The organism is Paenibacillus sp. J23TS9, from assembly GCF_018403225.1.
GTDB lineage: Bacteria > Bacillota > Bacilli > Paenibacillales > Paenibacillaceae > Paenibacillus_AQ.
Genome location: NZ_BOSG01000001.1, coordinates 1437256 through 1454580, shown reverse-complemented (window position 1 = coordinate 1454580; position 17325 = coordinate 1437256). Strand labels below are relative to the sequence as shown.

The following is a 17325-nucleotide window of genomic DNA, read 5'->3' as shown; positions in this document are numbered from 1 at the left end:
AGCGCCTTTTGCGGCCGTTTCTGGAGGGGCATTATCGATGGAATTGACGAACCGCATAAGACAGATCCTGGATTTACTCCTTCGCAGCCCTTATGAAACCACGGTTGCGGAAATGGCCCGCATCATCCGTGTCAGCCCGCGGACAGTACACAGGGAACTGGATGCGGTAGAGAGTTACCTGCATCGGCAAGGCATTACCCTTCACCGAAAGGCCGGTTCCGGTCTGAGCTTGGAAGGCGAGCCTGAACGATTCGAGAAGATCCGTTCGGAACTCCTCATCCCCTTCGATGTGGAATACTCGGCGGATGAGAGGCAGATTTACCTGCTCAGCAGACTGCTCGCTTCCCATGAACCGGTAAAACTATTTACGCTGGCGCATGAAATGAAGGTGACTGTGCCGACAGTTGGTGCAGATCTGGACGATCTGACGGATTGGATCAGCAAACAGGGATTGATACTCATTCGCCGGCGCGGGTACGGCGTGGATATTAACGGGCCCGAGCCTTTGCTCCGTGAAGCGATACGCAACCTCGTGCATTTTCGGCTGGATGACTTGTCGCTGATCGTCGGGGCAGACCGGAGGTCGCTCCATCCCGTGGATAGACGCGTAGCCGATATGGCTGGCGTCGACTTTATTACGTTGATTGAGGAAATATTGTGGAAGTGGGAGGAGCACCATCAGGAAGATTCATTCAGTGAAGAAGCATATACAGATCTGCTGATCCGGTTGTCCATTGCGGCTTCACGTTTCCGTTCTGGATCGGAAGTGAGAGATGCGGAAGCCGATCGGCTTGCTAATTTGCGGCGATTCGGCAGTCCTAGAACCACTCGGCGTTTCAAACAGGAAGCGGTAGATGCGCTATGCCGGCAGCTAGGCGATGCCCTGCAGCTGAAATACCCTGCGGCAGAGGTAAAGTATACCGAGGAGTTACTGGAAAGAGCCTATGTATTTTCAAGCAAGGCGCTGGCTGTCGATGACCTGGAGCTGTACGGAACGGTCCGATCTCTTATCCGCAAAATGGGGGAGCTTGACGTTAACGATTACACGGCGGACCGTTCCCTCCGGGACGGATTGTTTGTTCATTTGAAGGCGGCAATGGAGCGGATTGCTGCAGGGCAGCGAATCCGTAATCCGCTGCTGGATACGATCCGCAAGGACTATTCGGAATTGTTTGGACTCGTCCGGCAAGCGGCCGATGCCATTTTTACGTCCCTAAATATTCCTGATGAGGAAATCGCCTTTCTGGTGATGCATTTCGGAGCCTCAAGGGAACGCTTCGGACAGATTCACGAAAATATGCGTGCAGTGATCGTATGCACGAGCGGGATCGGTTCATCCAAAATGCTTGCGGTCAGACTGGGAAGAGAATTCCCGCAGCTGAACATCGTGGAACAAGCTTCGTGGTATGAAGCGACCCGTATTCCAAGATCTGATTACGATCTGATCATCAGCACTGTGGATCTGCCCTTGCCTGAAGAACAATATTTAAAACTAAGTCCGCTGCTTACCCCGGCTGAAGCCGATAAACTAAGGGATTATATCCGCAGGCTCAGCACGTCGCAGTCATCGGACATATTTATAGCCAATAAAAAACAACTGCCGGGGCTCGAAGATTTCAGCCCTTCTGCAGAGAAACCACCTGCCGGTCACAGTGAGGCGGCAGGCATGCTTCATATGAAGGAACTCCGTTCCTTAAACAGGGCCGTGCAGCAAAGCATCGAACTGCTGGAAGCTTTCCGGGTTGTTCCGTTGGCAACACAAGGAACACCCGACCTTCAAGAGTGCTTGCGGGCTGCTTGCTTCCATCCGCAGCTCAAGAACGCAATTCTCGATCCCGAAGCTGTCGTAAAGCTGCTGCTGGAGCGCGAACAAAACGGGACGCAGCTGCTTCCCGGTACGGAACTGGCCCTGTTCCATACCCGATCAGCTGTTATAAAGAAACCTGTATTAATGTTGTTTGTACTAGATCAAAGAATGAAGATGGACGCTTTGGAATCGGTTGAACTATCACGTTTTCTGCTGATGCTTGCCCCGAAGCAGTTGTCCCGGGAGAGTCTGGAAGTATTGAGCGAGATCAGCGCAACCTTGCTGGACAGTGAGATGATCGAAGCGCTGGCCGAGGGCCGTGAACAGCGGATCAGTGATATGATGTCCGTCCATCTTCGCGCATTCTTAGAAAACAAACTGGAGAGAGAGTGATCATCTATGAGTATTTTATCGGCAGATCAAATTCGGTTGAACGTGAATGTATCCGACAAATATGAAGCTATTCGCCAGGCAGGCCAAATGCTGGTCGATGCGGGGCATGTGGATCAAGAGTATATCGAGAAAATGATCGAACGTGAAAACGCGCTGTCCACCTATATGGGTTCAGGACTCGCCATTCCTCATGGCACCAATGAAGCGAAAGGAATGATCAAGTCTACTGGGCTTGCCGTGCTGCAAATTCCCGAAGGCGTCGATTTCGGCGGGGATGAGCCGGCCGTGCTGATCGTCGGAATTGCGGCCCAGAACGGAGAGCATATGGATATTCTGACTAGCGTCGCCATGGTATGTTCAGATGAAGACAGCATGGAAAGCATTCGTACTGCCACAACGGCTGAAGAAATCCTTGCGATTTTTGAAAGCGGGATGGAAGAATGAAGGCTCTTCATTTCGGCGCTGGCAACATCGGGAGAGGATTTATCGGGCTGCTGTTGTCTCAGTCAGGATATGAAGTCGTATTTTCCGATGTCAACGAGTCTTTGGTTCAATCGCTGCAAAAACGCGGTTCCTACGAAGTTACGATCGCAGATGAAAGTAGGGAGATAATTCCCGTCCACGGCGTTGACGCTATAGATGGCCGGAATTCCTCTGAGGTGGCCGAGGCGGTGGCAACCGCCGACTTGATCACGACAGCAGTCGGTGTTTCGATTCTTAAGCACATCGCTCCCGGCATCGCCACAGGAATCCGATTGCGCATGGAACGCGGTGGGTCTCCATTCCATGTCATTGCTTGCGAAAATGCCATTGGAGCCAGCACACAGCTGAAAGAACATGTCATGAGTCTGCTATCAGCAGAAGAGCAGGAAAAGGCTGCTATATTGGTCGCTTTTCCGGACTCGGCAGTGGACCGCATTGTACCTCTTCAGCATCATGAAGATCCGCTTGCCGTCACCGTAGAACGTTTTTACGAATGGGTAATCAACCGATCGCAAATGTTCCCGGACACGAAGGAGATCAGCGGCGTTCACTATGTCGATGATCTGATTCCTTATATTGAACGTAAGCTCTTTACCGTAAATACGGGCCACTGCAGTGCAGCCTATGCGGGCTATCACAAAGGGTATGCAACCATCCAGGAAGCGATGAAGGACGAGGAAGTCTTCGGCCTCGTGAATGGAGCCCTGCAGGAAACGGGAAGCATGCTGGTTCGCGATTACGGGTTCGATGCATCTGAACATGAAGCCTATATCTACAAGATCATGGATCGTTTTCGCAACCCTTATCTGAGCGACGAGGTCGTCCGGGTTGGGCGTTCGCCGATCCGCAAGCTTTCGCCGGATGATCGTCTGATCCGGCCGGCGATACGGATTTTGGAGCAGGGCGGCAGCGCGGAGCATTTGACCAAGGTTATGGCACTTGCCCTTAAATTCGACTATAAGGAAGATCCTGAAGCCGTGGAACTGCAGAGCTTAATTGCGGAGAAGGGGGTTCGCGAAGCCTTTGCCGAGGTAAGCGGGCTTGATGCTTCGCATCTGCTAACCCAGCGTGTCATGGTTGTTTATGAACAATAATGTACAATTTTATAAATGAAATGATTCGATTTTGAAACGATCGTAAAATAAGGAGGTATTGGAATGAGCAATCTGCTGAAAGGTGTACCTGCTTCTCCAGGCATTGCCATTGCCAAGGCTTACCGGCTTGAACCGGATGAATCCCTGCCGCAGCGGAAAGAGGCGGAAGACAGTTCAGCCGAGAAACAGCGTTTAATGGAAGCCGTCGAATCGGCGAAAGCCGATATCGACCGGATACGGGAGCAGACGCTGGAGCGGCTCGGACCGCAGAAGGCGGAAATATTCGAGGCCCATTTATTTCTGTTGGACGATCCGGATCTCATCGATGCTGCAATGGACCAGATCGACAGCGAAGGAGTCAACGCAGAGTATGCGTTATATGAAGTGGCATCCGGAATCATTGAAGCTTTGCGGTCCATGGACAATGAGATGCTGCGCGAACGGGCAGCGGACGTAAAGGACATTACCGGACGGGTGATCAGCAAACTGGAGGGACGTGAACACAGCGCGCTCTCCGAACTAAGCGAAGAAACGATTTTGATTGCCAAAGACCTTACTCCTTCGGATACTGCACAACTGAACCTGGAATTCGTGCGCGGTTTCGTGACGGAAATCGGGAGCCGTACATCCCATTCCGCCATTATGGCTCGTTCGCTTGAGCTGGCGGCCATAGTAGGCACCGGCACTGAAGCATCCGAAATTCGCACGGGAGACATGGTCATTTTGGATGCAACCCTAGGAGAAGTCATCGTTAACCCATCGGCTGTTCAGCTCGAAGAGTATTCGGTTCGTAAGCGGGAATACGAAGAGTACAAAATTCGTATGCGGAGCTATGTTGAACGTCCATCAGTAACGGCCGACGGCGTTCAAGTAGAGCTGGCGAGCAATATCGGAGGCATTGATGATCTGGAAAAGGTATTGGCCAACGGAGCCGATGCCATCGGATTGTTTCGCACGGAATTTCTGTACATGGGCCGTTCCGCATTTCCTTCCGAAGAAGAACAGTTTACCGTGTATAAGCATGTGCTGGAGAAAATGAACGGCAAACGCGTCGTGATTCGCACGCTGGACATTGGCGGAGACAAGGAACTGTCTTATCTCCAGCTTCCGAAGGAAATGAACCCCTTCCTGGGCCTTCGTGCCATCCGTCTCTGCCTGGACCGGGAAGACTTGTTCCGTATCCAGCTGAGGGCGCTGCTTCGGGCAAGCGCGCATGGTAAACTGGCCATCATGTTTCCAATGATCGCCGTATTGAGTGAACTCCGGGAAGCCAAACGGATCTTGGAAGAAGAACGTGTTCGACTGGCGCAGGAAGGAATCGCGGTATCGGATACGCTGGAAGTCGGCATCATGATCGAAATTCCCGCCGCGGCACTCGCAGCCGACATTTTGGCGAAGGAAGTGGATTTTTTCAGCATCGGCACCAATGATCTCATCCAATACACGATGGCGGCGGACCGCATGAACGAATCGGTATCCTATCTGTATCAGCCGCATCATCCGTCGATTCTCCGCCTGGTTCAGCTCGTAATTCAGGCAGCAGAACGTCACGGAAAATGGGTAGGCATGTGCGGAGAGATGGCCGGGGATTCGGCTGCCATTCCGCTATTGCTCGGTCTGGGATTGCATGAGTTCAGCATGAGCGCTTCATCTGTACTTCCGGCACGGGAGCTGGTGTCCCGGTTGTCCAAGGATGAATGGTCTGGTCTGGCCGAGCAAGCACTGGGTATGAGTTCACAGCAAGAAGTACTTGATTTTGTAAACCAACAACTTAGGAGTGAAGCATAAATCATGGTAACCGAAACTTTCACAGTCATCCACCCTCAAGGGTTTCACGCCCGTCCTTCCAAGCTTTTCGTGGAAAAGGCCACTACATTCCCTTGTAAAGTAACCCTCTTCAAAGGCGAGAAAAAAGCAAACGGAAAAAGTACTCTCGGTCTGTTGACTTTGGGCATTGCGGCAGGTGACGAAATCAGGCTGGAGACCGACGGCGAACAGGAAGAAATGGCTCTGAAGGAGCTTGGTCAGATGATGACCAAGATTTACGAGGAATAGGCGAATATTCAAAAAAAACATCCAGTTCAAAGTGGGAATTGCCCCATAGGCTGGATGTTTTTTTATTCAAGCGGATTTTTGGGTTTGAGAACAACAATAGTCGTATGTAAATGAATGCACTTGTATCATTCAACTAACGGGGAACAATGGTTCAAAATAACAACAACAGCGGCCAGCAAATTGGCTGCTGTTGTTGTTGAACTAAAGTACAGGTTAGTAACCGCCAAAAGTCTTGGTTATCCATACTGAAAATGGACAACACTTATAGTTGAATATTATTGCACACGAGAGGGGCATTTCTTCATGAAATTTGAGCTTGGACGCTGCTTGCTGCATGAACGACTTCTGGAATCCGGAAAAACAATGGAATCGCTGGCAAAAGAATTGCTTCTTAAACCGGAACGGATTTCCGACTTTATGGATAACAAAAGAGTCATGCCGCTCAAAATCGCCTTATCGATCGCCGACTCCATCGGTTGCGATGTACGCGCCCTGTATGAATTAATTCCCGTACGGCAGCCTTATTTCAGTTAACAAACTTATAATCTTAATAGGACCGTGGTTTGTATTGAGATAACTTTACTCTTTCCAACACTGTTCCAGTAGAATGACAATCATGGTACCTACGAGTAATCCATTACTTAAAATATATTGTAAGGAAGAAGGAATACCACTAAATGCACTCTCTGGAAGAAACATGATTCCCAGACTGATTAATAATGCAATTCCTAATATAGTTAATCGACGTTGATTTAATTCTTCACGTAAAATCGATTGAAATGAAATTCCTATCACTTGGACAAATGTTGCTAAAAGTGCGGCATTGGCAATAGGACCTGGTAGCAAGGACATAAAGCTTACAATTGAGGGAATTAAAGAAATTCCTGCTAATATGAGACTTGCAATTAGGAATGACTTCACTTTGTTTTGTCTTGTTAGTCGAATAAATCCTGCTGATGCAGGTAATGGTACAATTCCAATGGTAGAGAACAACGACGAGATAACATGTGATATCCCCCCCATCCATACACCACGGTTTAGTGTTTTCTTTTCATTTTCTTTAGATAACGGAGCCACTTGTTTTACAGCTGAAATAGCAGCAATCGTATTTGCAACTAAAAGAAATGTAAATAAAGTTGCAGTTAGCGTCATTCCAATATCGAATCTAGGTGTACCCCAAGCAAATATCTCTGGTAACTTAACTAACGGTGTATGAGAAGGCATATGAGATGTTTTCCCCAATACAGCATACAAAAGCCAACCACATGAAATGCCAAGTAATACAGCGTAGCTTTTCATCCATCCTTTCCCCTTAATTGAAAATAGGGAAATAGTAGCAAAAACAATGAATGCAATAGTAGCAGTTGTATAATCAGGATGAGTTACAGCTCCTTGTAATCCCATCATTCCTTTTAGCAACACACCACTAAGCTGAAGAGCTAAGATTAAAAGAAAAGCACCTGTAACCAAGGGGGTAAATAAACATAGAATTCGATTCACTAGCCCTGTTATCCCAAGAACGAAGAGTAATATACCTGCAATAATTAATCCACCTTCTAAAAGTTGTAGTACATCTTTCGAACTTTGTCCATGATGCATAGCTGCTTGTCCCAGTACGACAAATATACTTACCCATGAACCGGCAGGACCATCCGCAATGGGATAGCGATGCCCCAACCATGCTTGTATAAATGAACTTACTCCTACAACTAAAAAAGTTCGCTGCATTAATGTTGAGATGTCTTCTATTGAAAAGTGGAATATGCCACCAATAATGATTGGCAATGCAATTGCATTTGCTAATAGAAACACAAACCACTGTAGGATACTCAAGCTTGTATCAAAATATTTTTTATTCATATTTTTCTCCCTTGCCGAAAAAGAATCTCATAGTAAAAATCCATCCTTTCTATCATTTAGATTAAAAAGGATGGGTTTTTAGGATTATACGGTATTAGACTATAAAATAATTTAACTTATTTTGATAAATTCTTGTAATTAATTACCATCTGCGGTAAGGCAAGAATTTTCCGTTAAGTGTAAGGACAACACGAGGGTCACCACCATTTGGATCTTCTATTTTGTCCACATCTAGCTCGAAATTAATTGCACTCATAATACCTTCGCCAACTTTTTCTTGAATTAACTCCTTAATAGTTGGTCCGTACACCAATAACATTTCATACAATCGATACAAGATGGGGTCAGTAGGAGGCATTTGCATTACCTCACCTCTGTGTGGTATTACCGTTAATGCTTGAACTACTTCTTCATCTAACTCTAGTAGTTTGGCCATTTTTTCTGCTTCTGGACGTGTCATTGTGGCTTGTCCTAGTAATGCTGTTACCACCCAAGTCTCAGAGTTCTCACTTACCTTTGAAATTTCTTCCCATGTTAAGCCTTTTGCAATTTTTGCATCCATAATTTTTTGTGTAGCTTCTTTTCTATTCATATCTGATAACTTCCTTTCATTTGTGTGATGATAATACTTAATGTCTCAGACCATTCAATGTTTTATATCCATCAACTAACAAATCTAGTTTGCCTGTGTGAGGATCAATAGCTAAACCATGTACAGGAATGTCTTTTGGAATAAATGGATGATTTTTCACCAAATCAATATTCGCTTGAATGGAATCTTCGACATGATCAAATCCAAATAACCACTTTTCGAGGTCAACTCCAGCATATTCAATAGCTGATATAATTTCTGGTGAAGATACTCCACGATCTACTATTTTTTGAAGTGTTCCTTTTGGATTACTTTGGCTCATACCACATTTATGATGTCCAATAATATAAATTTCTTCTGCATTTAATTCATATACAGCTGTTACAATACTTCGCATGATACTACCGAAGGCATCGGTAATCGTACCACCTGCATTTTTGATGATTTTTGCATCACCATTGTGTAAATCTAAAGCTTTAGGAAGCAGCTCAATTAAACGAGCATCCATACAAGAAACAACAACCATACGTTTTTGAGGGATTTTCGTTGCTTCATAAGGCAGGTATTCCTTGTTTTGTACAAATTGTTCGTTGTACTCTAAAATTTCTTGTAATAACATGTCTTTAACCTCCTGTTAATCTTGATGTATTTCCTCTATGCTATAAGTTGTGAAATAAGAGGATAAACTAAGTATAGGGAATTGAATCGATAAGCAGAATAAGTTGGTGTAACACTTTCTGACTTTCTACTTTCGCGATGAAAGGATTGATTGATATCATTGATCAAACAGATATTGAGATACTGAAATTATTAGGAGAAAACTCAAGAATACAATGGAAAGAACTTGGAAAAGCAATACATTTGACGGGGCAGGCTGTAGGAAATCGGATTCGAAGATTAGAGGAATTAGGGATTATTGAACAATATACAATCTTAATAAACCGAATCAAATTAGGACAAATCGTGACTGCATTTGTTACATTGTTCGTAAAAACAGCTAATCATCTAGAATTCCAGAATTTCTTTCAAGAAGAAGAAGCAATTTCTGAAGTACATCGTATAAGTGGTGATGGATGTTATTTATTAAAAACACATTTTGCTTCCAATGAAGAATTGGATACCTTTCTAGAACGACTATTAAAGTACGGAAATTATCGTGTTAACCTATCAATAGGAAAGTTGAAATAAGGCTTTTTTTCTTTGGAGGTTATAGTAATATTAAGTGCCAATCCCTGTCTGTATAGAGATTATAAAGTTGTTTAAATTTCATCTTAAATAGTCAGAGCCTTACTACAATTTGTGTGTAGTAAGGCTCTTTACATTTGTTTGAACAATGCGAGACATGCTATGCAACAATCGGGGCTATTTCCCTCGTTACTAAAAATTAAATAAGTACAAAATTAATTTTAAAATAATACATTTTATTAAAAATTGTAGAGACTATAATTATGGACACGAGATATCTTCAGCTGAGTAGCGCAAATGACTCTACTTGCGGATGTTTTGTTAAATCTTATTCATTAAGGGGTTGATAGAAGTGAAAGCAGTCTTAGACAACCAGAGAAACAATCTCCGAATTAAGAAAAAAATAAGCAGCTTCCATAGTATAAAAAGAGATTCTCTCTTATATTTACTTTTACTGCTGCCATTGGCGTATATCATCATATTTAAATATGCTCCAATCTACGGTGTCTTGATGGCTTTCCAGGATTATAACATTTTTGAGGGAATTAGCGGGAGCGAGTGGGTTGGGCTTGATGTCTTCAGTTTCATTTTTCATCAGAATAGCTTTTATCGTGCTCTTATAAATACACTTGCATTAAACTTTCTGGATTTGGTAGCGGGGTTTCCGGCACCGATCATACTGGCCATTTTATTGAATGAACTCCGTTACATAAGATTAAAAAAATTAACCCAAACACTTCTATATTTACCTCACTTCTTATCATGGGTCATTATTGGCGGTATGGTATACCTGATGTTTTCTTCAGGCGGCATGGCGAATAGCGTCTTGTCCAGCCTTGGTTTGGGTAACATTGATTTCCTTTCTCAAAAAACGAACTGGCTGATCATGTATGTAGGTGTTGGGGTATGGCAAAGTGTAGGATGGGGGACCATCCTCTATTTAGCGTCAATTGTCGGAATCAATAAGGATTTATATGAGGCTTCAGATATTGACGGGTGCAGCAGGCTTCGTAAAATCTGGCATATTACTTTGCCTGGGATTAAGCCAACGATTATTATGTTGCTTATATTGCAAATTGGAAGAATGATCTCGATAGGATTCGATCGTCCGTTTGTTATGGGGAATTCCTTGGTGAGCGAATACTCCGATGTCATCAGTACCTATGTGTACAGGATAGGAATTGGGTCCGGGGATTTTTCGCAGGCAACCGCAGTTGGACTATTTCAATCTATTGTAGGGTTGATATTTTTAGTGGCAGCGAATTTTATTGCTAAAAAAATTGGCGAGCATGGAATTTGGTAAGGAGTGTGAATTTGATGAGCAGCAGGCTAAGAATGAATTGGGTTGATCTATTTATTATTATCTTCATTTCTGGAGTAGCGATTATATGTCTTGTTCCATTCCTGTATATGATTGCGCTTTCACTAAGTTCAAATAATGCAATTATTTCTCAGAAGGTTTCTCTTTGGCCGGTAGAGTTCACAATCGAAACGTATAAAACGATCTTAAGCGATATTGAAATGATATATACACTCGGATACACAATTGTACTTACGATTATATATACAATCTTCTGTATGTTTTTAACCATATGTGCAGCGTATCCGCTTACAAAGAAAAGATTAAAAGGAAGAAATTTTTTATTAACCATTATGGTAATTACCATGTACTTTAGTGGAGGTTTAATACCAAGCTATCTGCTAGTAAAAAACCTGGATTTGATCAATACGGTCGGGAGCTTGATTTTGCCTGGAGCTATGAGTGTTTTCAATGTGATTATACTAAAAACCTTTTTTTCCTCACTTCCGGAAAGCTTGGAAGAATCGGCATCTATAGATGGGTGTAATGATCTTGGAATCCTTATGCGGATTGTTCTACCACTATCTTTGCCTTGTATAGCAACGTTAAGCCTCTTTTACGCGGTTGACAGATGGAATGGATTTCAGGACGCCCTCTTTTATATCACAAGTAAGAACTTGTATCCGATCCAATTAAAACTGTACCAAATCATAACGGCAAATCAACAACTAGATACCCAGCAAGGTGAAGGCAGTGTTGGCGCCTTTATTGTTCCTGAGTCATTGAAAGCTGCGAGTGTTATGTTTGCAACTGTTCCTATTTTGGTTGTCTACCCTAAACTTCAAAAGTATTTTGTTGATGGTGTATTAACGGGGGCCATTAAGGGTTGACGAGTATTTGTATATTCATATTGCTTGTCAAAAGACGGCTCTAAAGGGGGTGATTATTGGGTCGACGGTCAGGAAGAAAAAACTCAAGCTTTATGGGAAAGCAACTCCTGAGAGGAACGATGAATAATTGGCTATAAAGCATCGAAATGACTAATTGAAAAGTGAGGTTACATATGAAAAGTAAAATAATGATGGTTTTATTACCGGTTTTGGCGCTATTAGCAGGTACATTGGCAGGATGTGGCAGCGATACAACAAAAGAAAGCCAGTCAACGTCATCAACGACGTCAACGTCAAAGGAAGAAGCCAAGTCTTCAGATTCGCCGGTTACCCTAACAGTTGAAGTATTTGACAGAGGCATACAGGGACAGCCGGATTTAAACAATAATACTTGGACTAGGTATATCAATGATAATTTTGGGAAACAGAACAATGCTATTGTGAAATTTGTTCCGGTACCTAGGTCACAGGAAGTCGATAAGCTCAATGTATTGATGGCAGCGGGCGAAGCACCCGATATATCCTTTACTTATGACAGTGCAACAGTCTCAAGATACTCTAACATGAATGGCATTCTGCAATTGGATGATTTATTGGATAATAACGGAAAGGATTTGACTAACTATCTGGGGAAAACAGTTCTTTCTTATGGAGCTTTTGATGGGAAACAGATGGCGATACCTGCCAAAAGAACTTCACTAGCATGGATTGGCATGTTTATTAGAAAGGACTGGCTGGATAAATTGGGTATGCCAATTCCTACTACAAGGGATGAATTATATAATACTTTAATTGCATTCCGAGATAAAAATCCGGGTGGCGTAGATGGTATTATTCCTTGGGGAGTGGCAGCAACCGGTATGAATTATGGCTATGGAAATTTAATTGACTCTTTCTGGGGGAAACAGTCGGAGGAAGAATTCGTTACAACTCCAGGCTGGCTAAAACCCGGAAACAAGGATGCATTCAAGTTCCTCAACAAGCTTTATAATGAAAAATTAATCAGCCCTGATTTCGCCTTAGACAAAACAGCAAAGCAAGTGGATGCTGACGTGACCAACGGTAAAGTCGGATTCTTCAGTGCAAACTGGGATTATCCGCTGCGTCAAAATATCAGTGAGCCATTAAAGGCAAATGTGCCTAGTGCAAACTTTGTTCCTATTGACACATTTAAGAATGATGAAGGAAAATACAAGAAAATTGCGTACAATGAAAACGGTATTAGCCTCTTTATCCCGAAGAGCAGTAAAAATGCAGAACTGGCAATTAAATACCTAAACTGGATGTCCGACCCCAAAGTATTATTCTTCTTGCAATACGGACAGGAAGGGGTTAATCACAAGATGGTGAATGGTATTCCGCAGGTGATCAATCAAACTGGGGATAACATGCAAACCAGCTATCTAAATCTTGATTATACACTGGTTGTAAATGGCGTGGAGCTTGGCGACCCTCAGAAAAATATTAAGGCATTAGCTGCCTCGGCTCCCGGACTTGAAGATGTTGCAGAACAATCATACAAAATAAATACGACAGACACATACACAGGCTTCTTCTATGATACTCCAAATAAGTCCAATATTAAGTTCGGCAAAACGCTTGGGGATATGAACAATCAAATGACGGATAAACTTATCGTTTGTAAGCCTTCGGAATTCGACACCTTGTACGATAAGTTAGTTGCGGAGTATATGGCAGCAGGCGGGAAGGCTGTTATGGATGAAAATGTGAAAATTTATAAGGCTATGCAAGCAAATAAGAAACAATAAACCATCCATGTTCAATATTGGACGTTGATCTATCAACGGCTTATATGAAAAAAAAACGTTGTTGAGTAAAAAGCCTGTGGACATAACGGCGTTATATCCATAGGCTTTTACTACGGAACGATTAGTACCATGACCGAGAATCAAATTTCAGGATACAAATGTTTTATTTTCCTCTGTCCTGCTCGGTGATATAATGCCATTGTCTTCTTAAGTATTTTTTACACCATGCGAAACGTCTCCCGTTATACAGAATCCAGAATATTCAGTTCGATCACCCGGCGATTCAACAGACGAATGGTCCAGCGCGCATATCGGTAAAGGAACTAGCAGGCATCTTGTCATCTTGCCAGCAAAAAAATGGGTATTTACGGAATAATATATCTAGGGGGTACCTATGTATAGCGTTATTATTATAGATGATGAACCTTGGGCGATAAAAGGCATTCGGAATGCATTTAACTGGCATAAATATGGATTTGAGATAACAGGCCAATTTACAAGCGTTCATAAGGCAATGGAGTTTATAAGCAAGGAGCGTCCTGATCTGGTTTTTACAGATATAAGAATGCCTGAAATTTCAGGTCTTGACCTAATGAGGCTTACCAAAGAAAAAGGAATGGATGTTGAATTTGTTATTGTAAGCGGTTTCTCTGAGTTCGCCTTTGCGCAGGAAGCCTTAAGGTATGGTGCGCTGGATTATTGCTTAAAGCCAATGGACATGGAGACGGCAGATCCATTGATAGAGAAACTGGCCTTGCACTTTTCAAAAAAAAGAAGCAGTAGAAATAACCTTATTCTAGAAGCGCTAACCTCAGGTGATAAAAGTGAATTAAATCGATTAACACAATTTTTTGACCATTTATCTGACGATTACTTTCGTGTACTTATCATTTATTCAAGTATTGAGAACAAGGGGTATAGGGACTTAAAGTTCTTTGATCGTAACCATACATTGGAAGTTGAATTTGGATCAACAAAGACGCTATATATTCTCAAAAGTGACACAAGATCTGATTTAGATGACGGATTAGATTGTGCAGTTTTCACGAGATCAGATATAAAAGCGGTAGGCATCAGCAGTACTTCAACTACCTGTGATCATATTGCAAAGCTTATCAAGGAAGCAGATCTCGCAGCATCACAAATATTTTTAAATGAAGGAACGGGGATATTTGAATATGAGTCAAAGCTAACTGTGGTTAAGCCCTTTATTGATGAAATCTCATCTATTATTCAAGAGAATAAGTTTGAAGAAATGGATGACATCATTAAAAGACTTGTGTATTTTTTCAAGCACAATCAATTAGGTATGGGAGAGTTGGTTCACTTATGGAATCAAGTGGTCAGTCTGTTGGCTAGTACCTATTACGAAGAGCTGAAATACATGGAGCTTGATTTCCTTAATTATTCCGAACTGAAGGAGCGATTTGAAAACTTTGAGTCCTTGTGCAGTTTTCTGAATGACATTTTTATATACATCAAGCAATTGAACAGCCAGTCTATCAATGAAGGTGATATCAACTCATATTTTACCCAGATGGTGAAGTACATTGACAATCATTTTCAGCATAGGTTGTATCTTAAAGATTTATCCGTGAAATTTTTTATTAACCAAGTGTATTGCTGCCAGCTTTTCAAGAAAAATTTGGGTAAAACCTTTTCGGAATATGTTACTGAATTGAGGATTAAAAAGGCTTGTGAGCTACTGAAACATACAGTGTTGTCAATTGAAGAAGTTGCAACCAAAGTAGGATATGCGGATTACTACTATTTCAATAAAGTATTTAAAAAACAGTGCGGGATTACAGCTTCGAAATTCAGAAAAAGTTGATGGTTGGGGATGGAGTGGGGAGTTTGCGGATTAGTAGAATGAAACTCAAACATCAGATTTTACTTATTTTTTTATTTTCGATCATCATATTCACAACGATGGAGTTCTATTTCTATTACAGCTTCTATAATCTGACCCAGAAAAGGGCTGTGAATTATGGAAATAAAATCATTGAACAAACACGCCAAAAAATAGATTCCGTTTTTAACGATATTGAAGTTAGTACAAATATTGCTGTTAATAATAGAAAGATCCAGGAATTTACCACTGCTGATGATGATTATAAACGGGCTTTTGATTTTGGCACCTATGTCATTGATCTCATGGAATATATGAGGTCCTTTAATTCCTATGTGAATGGGATTGTTATTAATGACAATCAAGGAAGACGAATTTACAGTTTAGCTATTGCAAAGGGTGACATCTTTTACTCAAATCAATATGATAAATTTTTCAAGCAATATAAAAACGATAGTGAGTCTGTTAAAAAAGGAACGTTTACAAATATTTTAAAAGACGAAAAAACAGGAAGTGAATATTTCTTTTATATAGCCCCGATTATTGAATCTATTGGCGGGGTTCATTTTTCTGAGCAAACCGGCTATTGTTCAGTTATGGTGAATACGGAAAAGCTGCAAGAACTTGTTGAAAATACCGATTTGACGCCTAACTCTTCTTTGTATCTATTAAACAGCCGAAATGAGGTCATTGTTTCAAATAACGCATATTACCGTGGTAATTTATTCAAAGATATACTCACCGTAGATCAGGGTAGTTTAACCAATGGCGTCAAAACAAATATAAACGGGAAAGACGTCATCGTTCAGGAAAAAGGCTTGGATCAGGCTAAGGGGTGGCGGATCGTAAGTATTGTTCCGGTGCACGAATTAACAACCGACATGAACGATATTAAAAACACGAGTATTATAGCAGGAATCGGTATCATTCTGAGTATGATGATTCTGGGATACTTTTTCTTGAATAATCTGACACGACCTGTCATGGGGCTTGTAGCCGATATGAAAAAAATTGGTAAAAGAGATATAGGATTCCGGATAAAGGTGCGCTCCACCAATGAAGTTGGCGTATTGGCCTACGATATCAATAGCATGGTTGACCAAATGGAAGAGATGTCAAGCGATATATTAAACACGCAGGTAAGATTATATGAGTCAGAGCTCAGCAAGAAACAGGCTGAATTTTCGGCCCTGCAAAGTCAAATCAACCCGCATTTCCTGTATAATACATTAAATTGCATAAGCAGTATCGGACTTGAATACGGCATCAATGAAATCGCGCAGATTACTTCATCCATGTCCAAGATCTTTCGATATAGTATTAAAAATGATGAGCTTGTTCTAATTAATGAAGAAATTCAATGTATTAAGGCATATATGAATATTATCTCAATTCGATATGAAAATAAGTTTTTGATGGAAGTAAATGTGGATTTAAAGCTATTGGAAATGAAAACACCTAAAATGATCTTGCAGCCCATTGTTGAAAATTCTGTATATCATGGGCTGGAAAGTATGGATGCAGGGGGGCATCTTCGTGTGAGCGGTCATATTGACTCTAATGGAGATGTATGTTTTCAAGTCTCCGACTCCGGAATAGGAATAGCTGAAGACGAGCTCGAGAGCATTAAAGCAAAGCTGAGTATGGAATATTCGGAGAGAATGAAAAACAGTCTGGATGGCAAAAATATCGGTCTATCCAATATACATAACAGGATAAAGCTGCTGTTCGGAGAAGGCTATGGAGTGGAAATAGAAAGTCAGATCGGTAGGGGAACTACAGTACTTGTTAAGATCCCTCACATTTGAAGGATTACGATGACAGCGGCAATGAATCCTGATTGTCTGCCGCTGAAACAGGAAGTCTGGCTGATGAGGTTGATTGACTAATGATCTTAAAGGAGCTGTCGCGGACAGCTTCTTTTTATATTCCCTACGGGTGTGATCACCTGTCGAACAAATCCCTCACCATCATTTCATTTAATACAAGATTATTGTACTAAAGGTCAATAAAGTGAATATTTCATTAATTTATTCATTAATCTTGGA

Annotated in this window: 15 protein-coding genes; 12 read left to right on the top strand and 3 right to left on the bottom strand. The window is 42.1% G+C overall.

The window, feature by feature from the left end; all coding sequences use genetic code 11:
• The first annotated feature begins 37 nt into the window (after positions 1-37).
• The 6 genes from KJS65_RS07040 to KJS65_RS07015 all read left to right on the top strand — a co-directional run bounded on the left by KJS65_RS07040 (position 38) and on the right by KJS65_RS07015 (position 6366).
• Positions 38-2200: a BglG family transcription antiterminator gene (locus KJS65_RS07040; protein WP_213649174.1), complete on the top strand. Its 2163-nt coding sequence runs from the start codon at positions 38-40 to the stop codon at positions 2198-2200.
• Positions 2201-2206: 6 nt separating this feature from the next.
• On the top strand, positions 2207-2644 hold the full coding sequence (locus tag KJS65_RS07035) for a PTS mannitol transporter subunit IIA (protein WP_213649173.1): 438 nt from the start codon (positions 2207-2209) through the stop codon (positions 2642-2644).
• On the top strand, positions 2641-3777 hold the full coding sequence (locus tag KJS65_RS07030; RefSeq protein WP_213649172.1) for a mannitol-1-phosphate 5-dehydrogenase: 1137 nt from the start codon (positions 2641-2643) through the stop codon (positions 3775-3777). Before KJS65_RS07035 ends, KJS65_RS07030 begins: the two co-directional genes overlap by 4 nt.
• Before the next feature lie 63 nt (positions 3778-3840).
• Entirely contained in the window at positions 3841-5565 is a 1725-nt protein-coding gene (gene ptsP / locus KJS65_RS07025) for a phosphoenolpyruvate--protein phosphotransferase (RefSeq protein WP_213649171.1), read from the top strand.
• A 3-nt stretch (positions 5566-5568) separates the two neighbouring features.
• Entirely contained in the window at positions 5569-5832 is a 264-nt protein-coding gene (locus KJS65_RS07020) for an HPr family phosphocarrier protein (RefSeq protein WP_213649170.1), read from the top strand.
• A 303-nt stretch (positions 5833-6135) separates the two neighbouring features.
• On the top strand, positions 6136-6366 hold the full coding sequence (locus tag KJS65_RS07015; RefSeq protein ID WP_213649169.1) for a helix-turn-helix domain-containing protein: 231 nt from the start codon (positions 6136-6138) through the stop codon (positions 6364-6366).
• Between the two features lie 45 nt (positions 6367-6411).
• On the opposite strand, the gene KJS65_RS07010 is transcribed toward KJS65_RS07015, so the two are convergent.
• The 3 genes from KJS65_RS07010 to KJS65_RS07000 form a co-directional block, all read right to left on the bottom strand.
• Positions 6412-7692: a purine/pyrimidine permease gene (locus KJS65_RS07010; RefSeq protein WP_213649168.1), complete on the bottom strand. Its 1281-nt coding sequence runs from the start codon at positions 7690-7692 to the stop codon at positions 6412-6414.
• Positions 7693-7834: 142 nt separating this feature from the next.
• A complete protein-coding gene (gene cynS, locus KJS65_RS07005) occupies positions 7835-8284 on the bottom strand; it encodes a cyanase (protein WP_213649167.1) in 450 nt (149 codons plus the stop codon).
• Between the two features lie 37 nt (positions 8285-8321).
• Positions 8322-8903: a beta-class carbonic anhydrase gene (locus tag KJS65_RS07000; RefSeq protein WP_213649166.1), complete on the bottom strand. Its 582-nt coding sequence runs from the start codon at positions 8901-8903 to the stop codon at positions 8322-8324.
• A gap of 137 nt (positions 8904-9040) precedes the next feature.
• Here KJS65_RS07000 and KJS65_RS06995 point away from each other — a divergent pair, with 137 nt between their 5' ends.
• The 6 genes from KJS65_RS06995 to KJS65_RS06970 all read left to right on the top strand — a co-directional run bounded on the left by KJS65_RS06995 (position 9041) and on the right by KJS65_RS06970 (position 17085).
• A complete protein-coding gene (locus KJS65_RS06995; RefSeq protein WP_213649165.1) occupies positions 9041-9472 on the top strand; it encodes an Lrp/AsnC family transcriptional regulator in 432 nt (143 codons plus the stop codon).
• Positions 9473-9821: 349 nt separating this feature from the next.
• Positions 9822-10772, top strand: coding sequence for an ABC transporter permease (locus tag KJS65_RS06990; protein WP_213649164.1), 951 nt, complete (start codon positions 9822-9824; stop codon positions 10770-10772).
• Between the two features lie 14 nt (positions 10773-10786).
• The gene (locus KJS65_RS06985; protein ID WP_213649163.1) at positions 10787-11659 is read left to right on the top strand and encodes a carbohydrate ABC transporter permease; all 873 of its coding nucleotides are present in this window, start codon (positions 10787-10789) and stop codon (positions 11657-11659) included.
• Between the two features lie 173 nt (positions 11660-11832).
• Positions 11833-13428, top strand: coding sequence for an extracellular solute-binding protein (locus KJS65_RS06980; protein ID WP_213649162.1), 1596 nt, complete (start codon positions 11833-11835; stop codon positions 13426-13428).
• A gap of 394 nt (positions 13429-13822) precedes the next feature.
• Positions 13823-15259: a response regulator transcription factor gene (locus tag KJS65_RS06975; RefSeq protein ID WP_213649161.1), complete on the top strand. Its 1437-nt coding sequence runs from the start codon at positions 13823-13825 to the stop codon at positions 15257-15259.
• Between the two features lie 38 nt (positions 15260-15297).
• Positions 15298-17085 carry a sensor histidine kinase gene (locus tag KJS65_RS06970; protein ID WP_244864422.1) on the top strand — a complete coding sequence of 596 codons (1788 nt, stop codon included), beginning with the start codon at positions 15298-15300 and terminating at the stop codon, positions 17083-17085.
• Positions 17086-17325 lie beyond the last annotated feature (240 nt).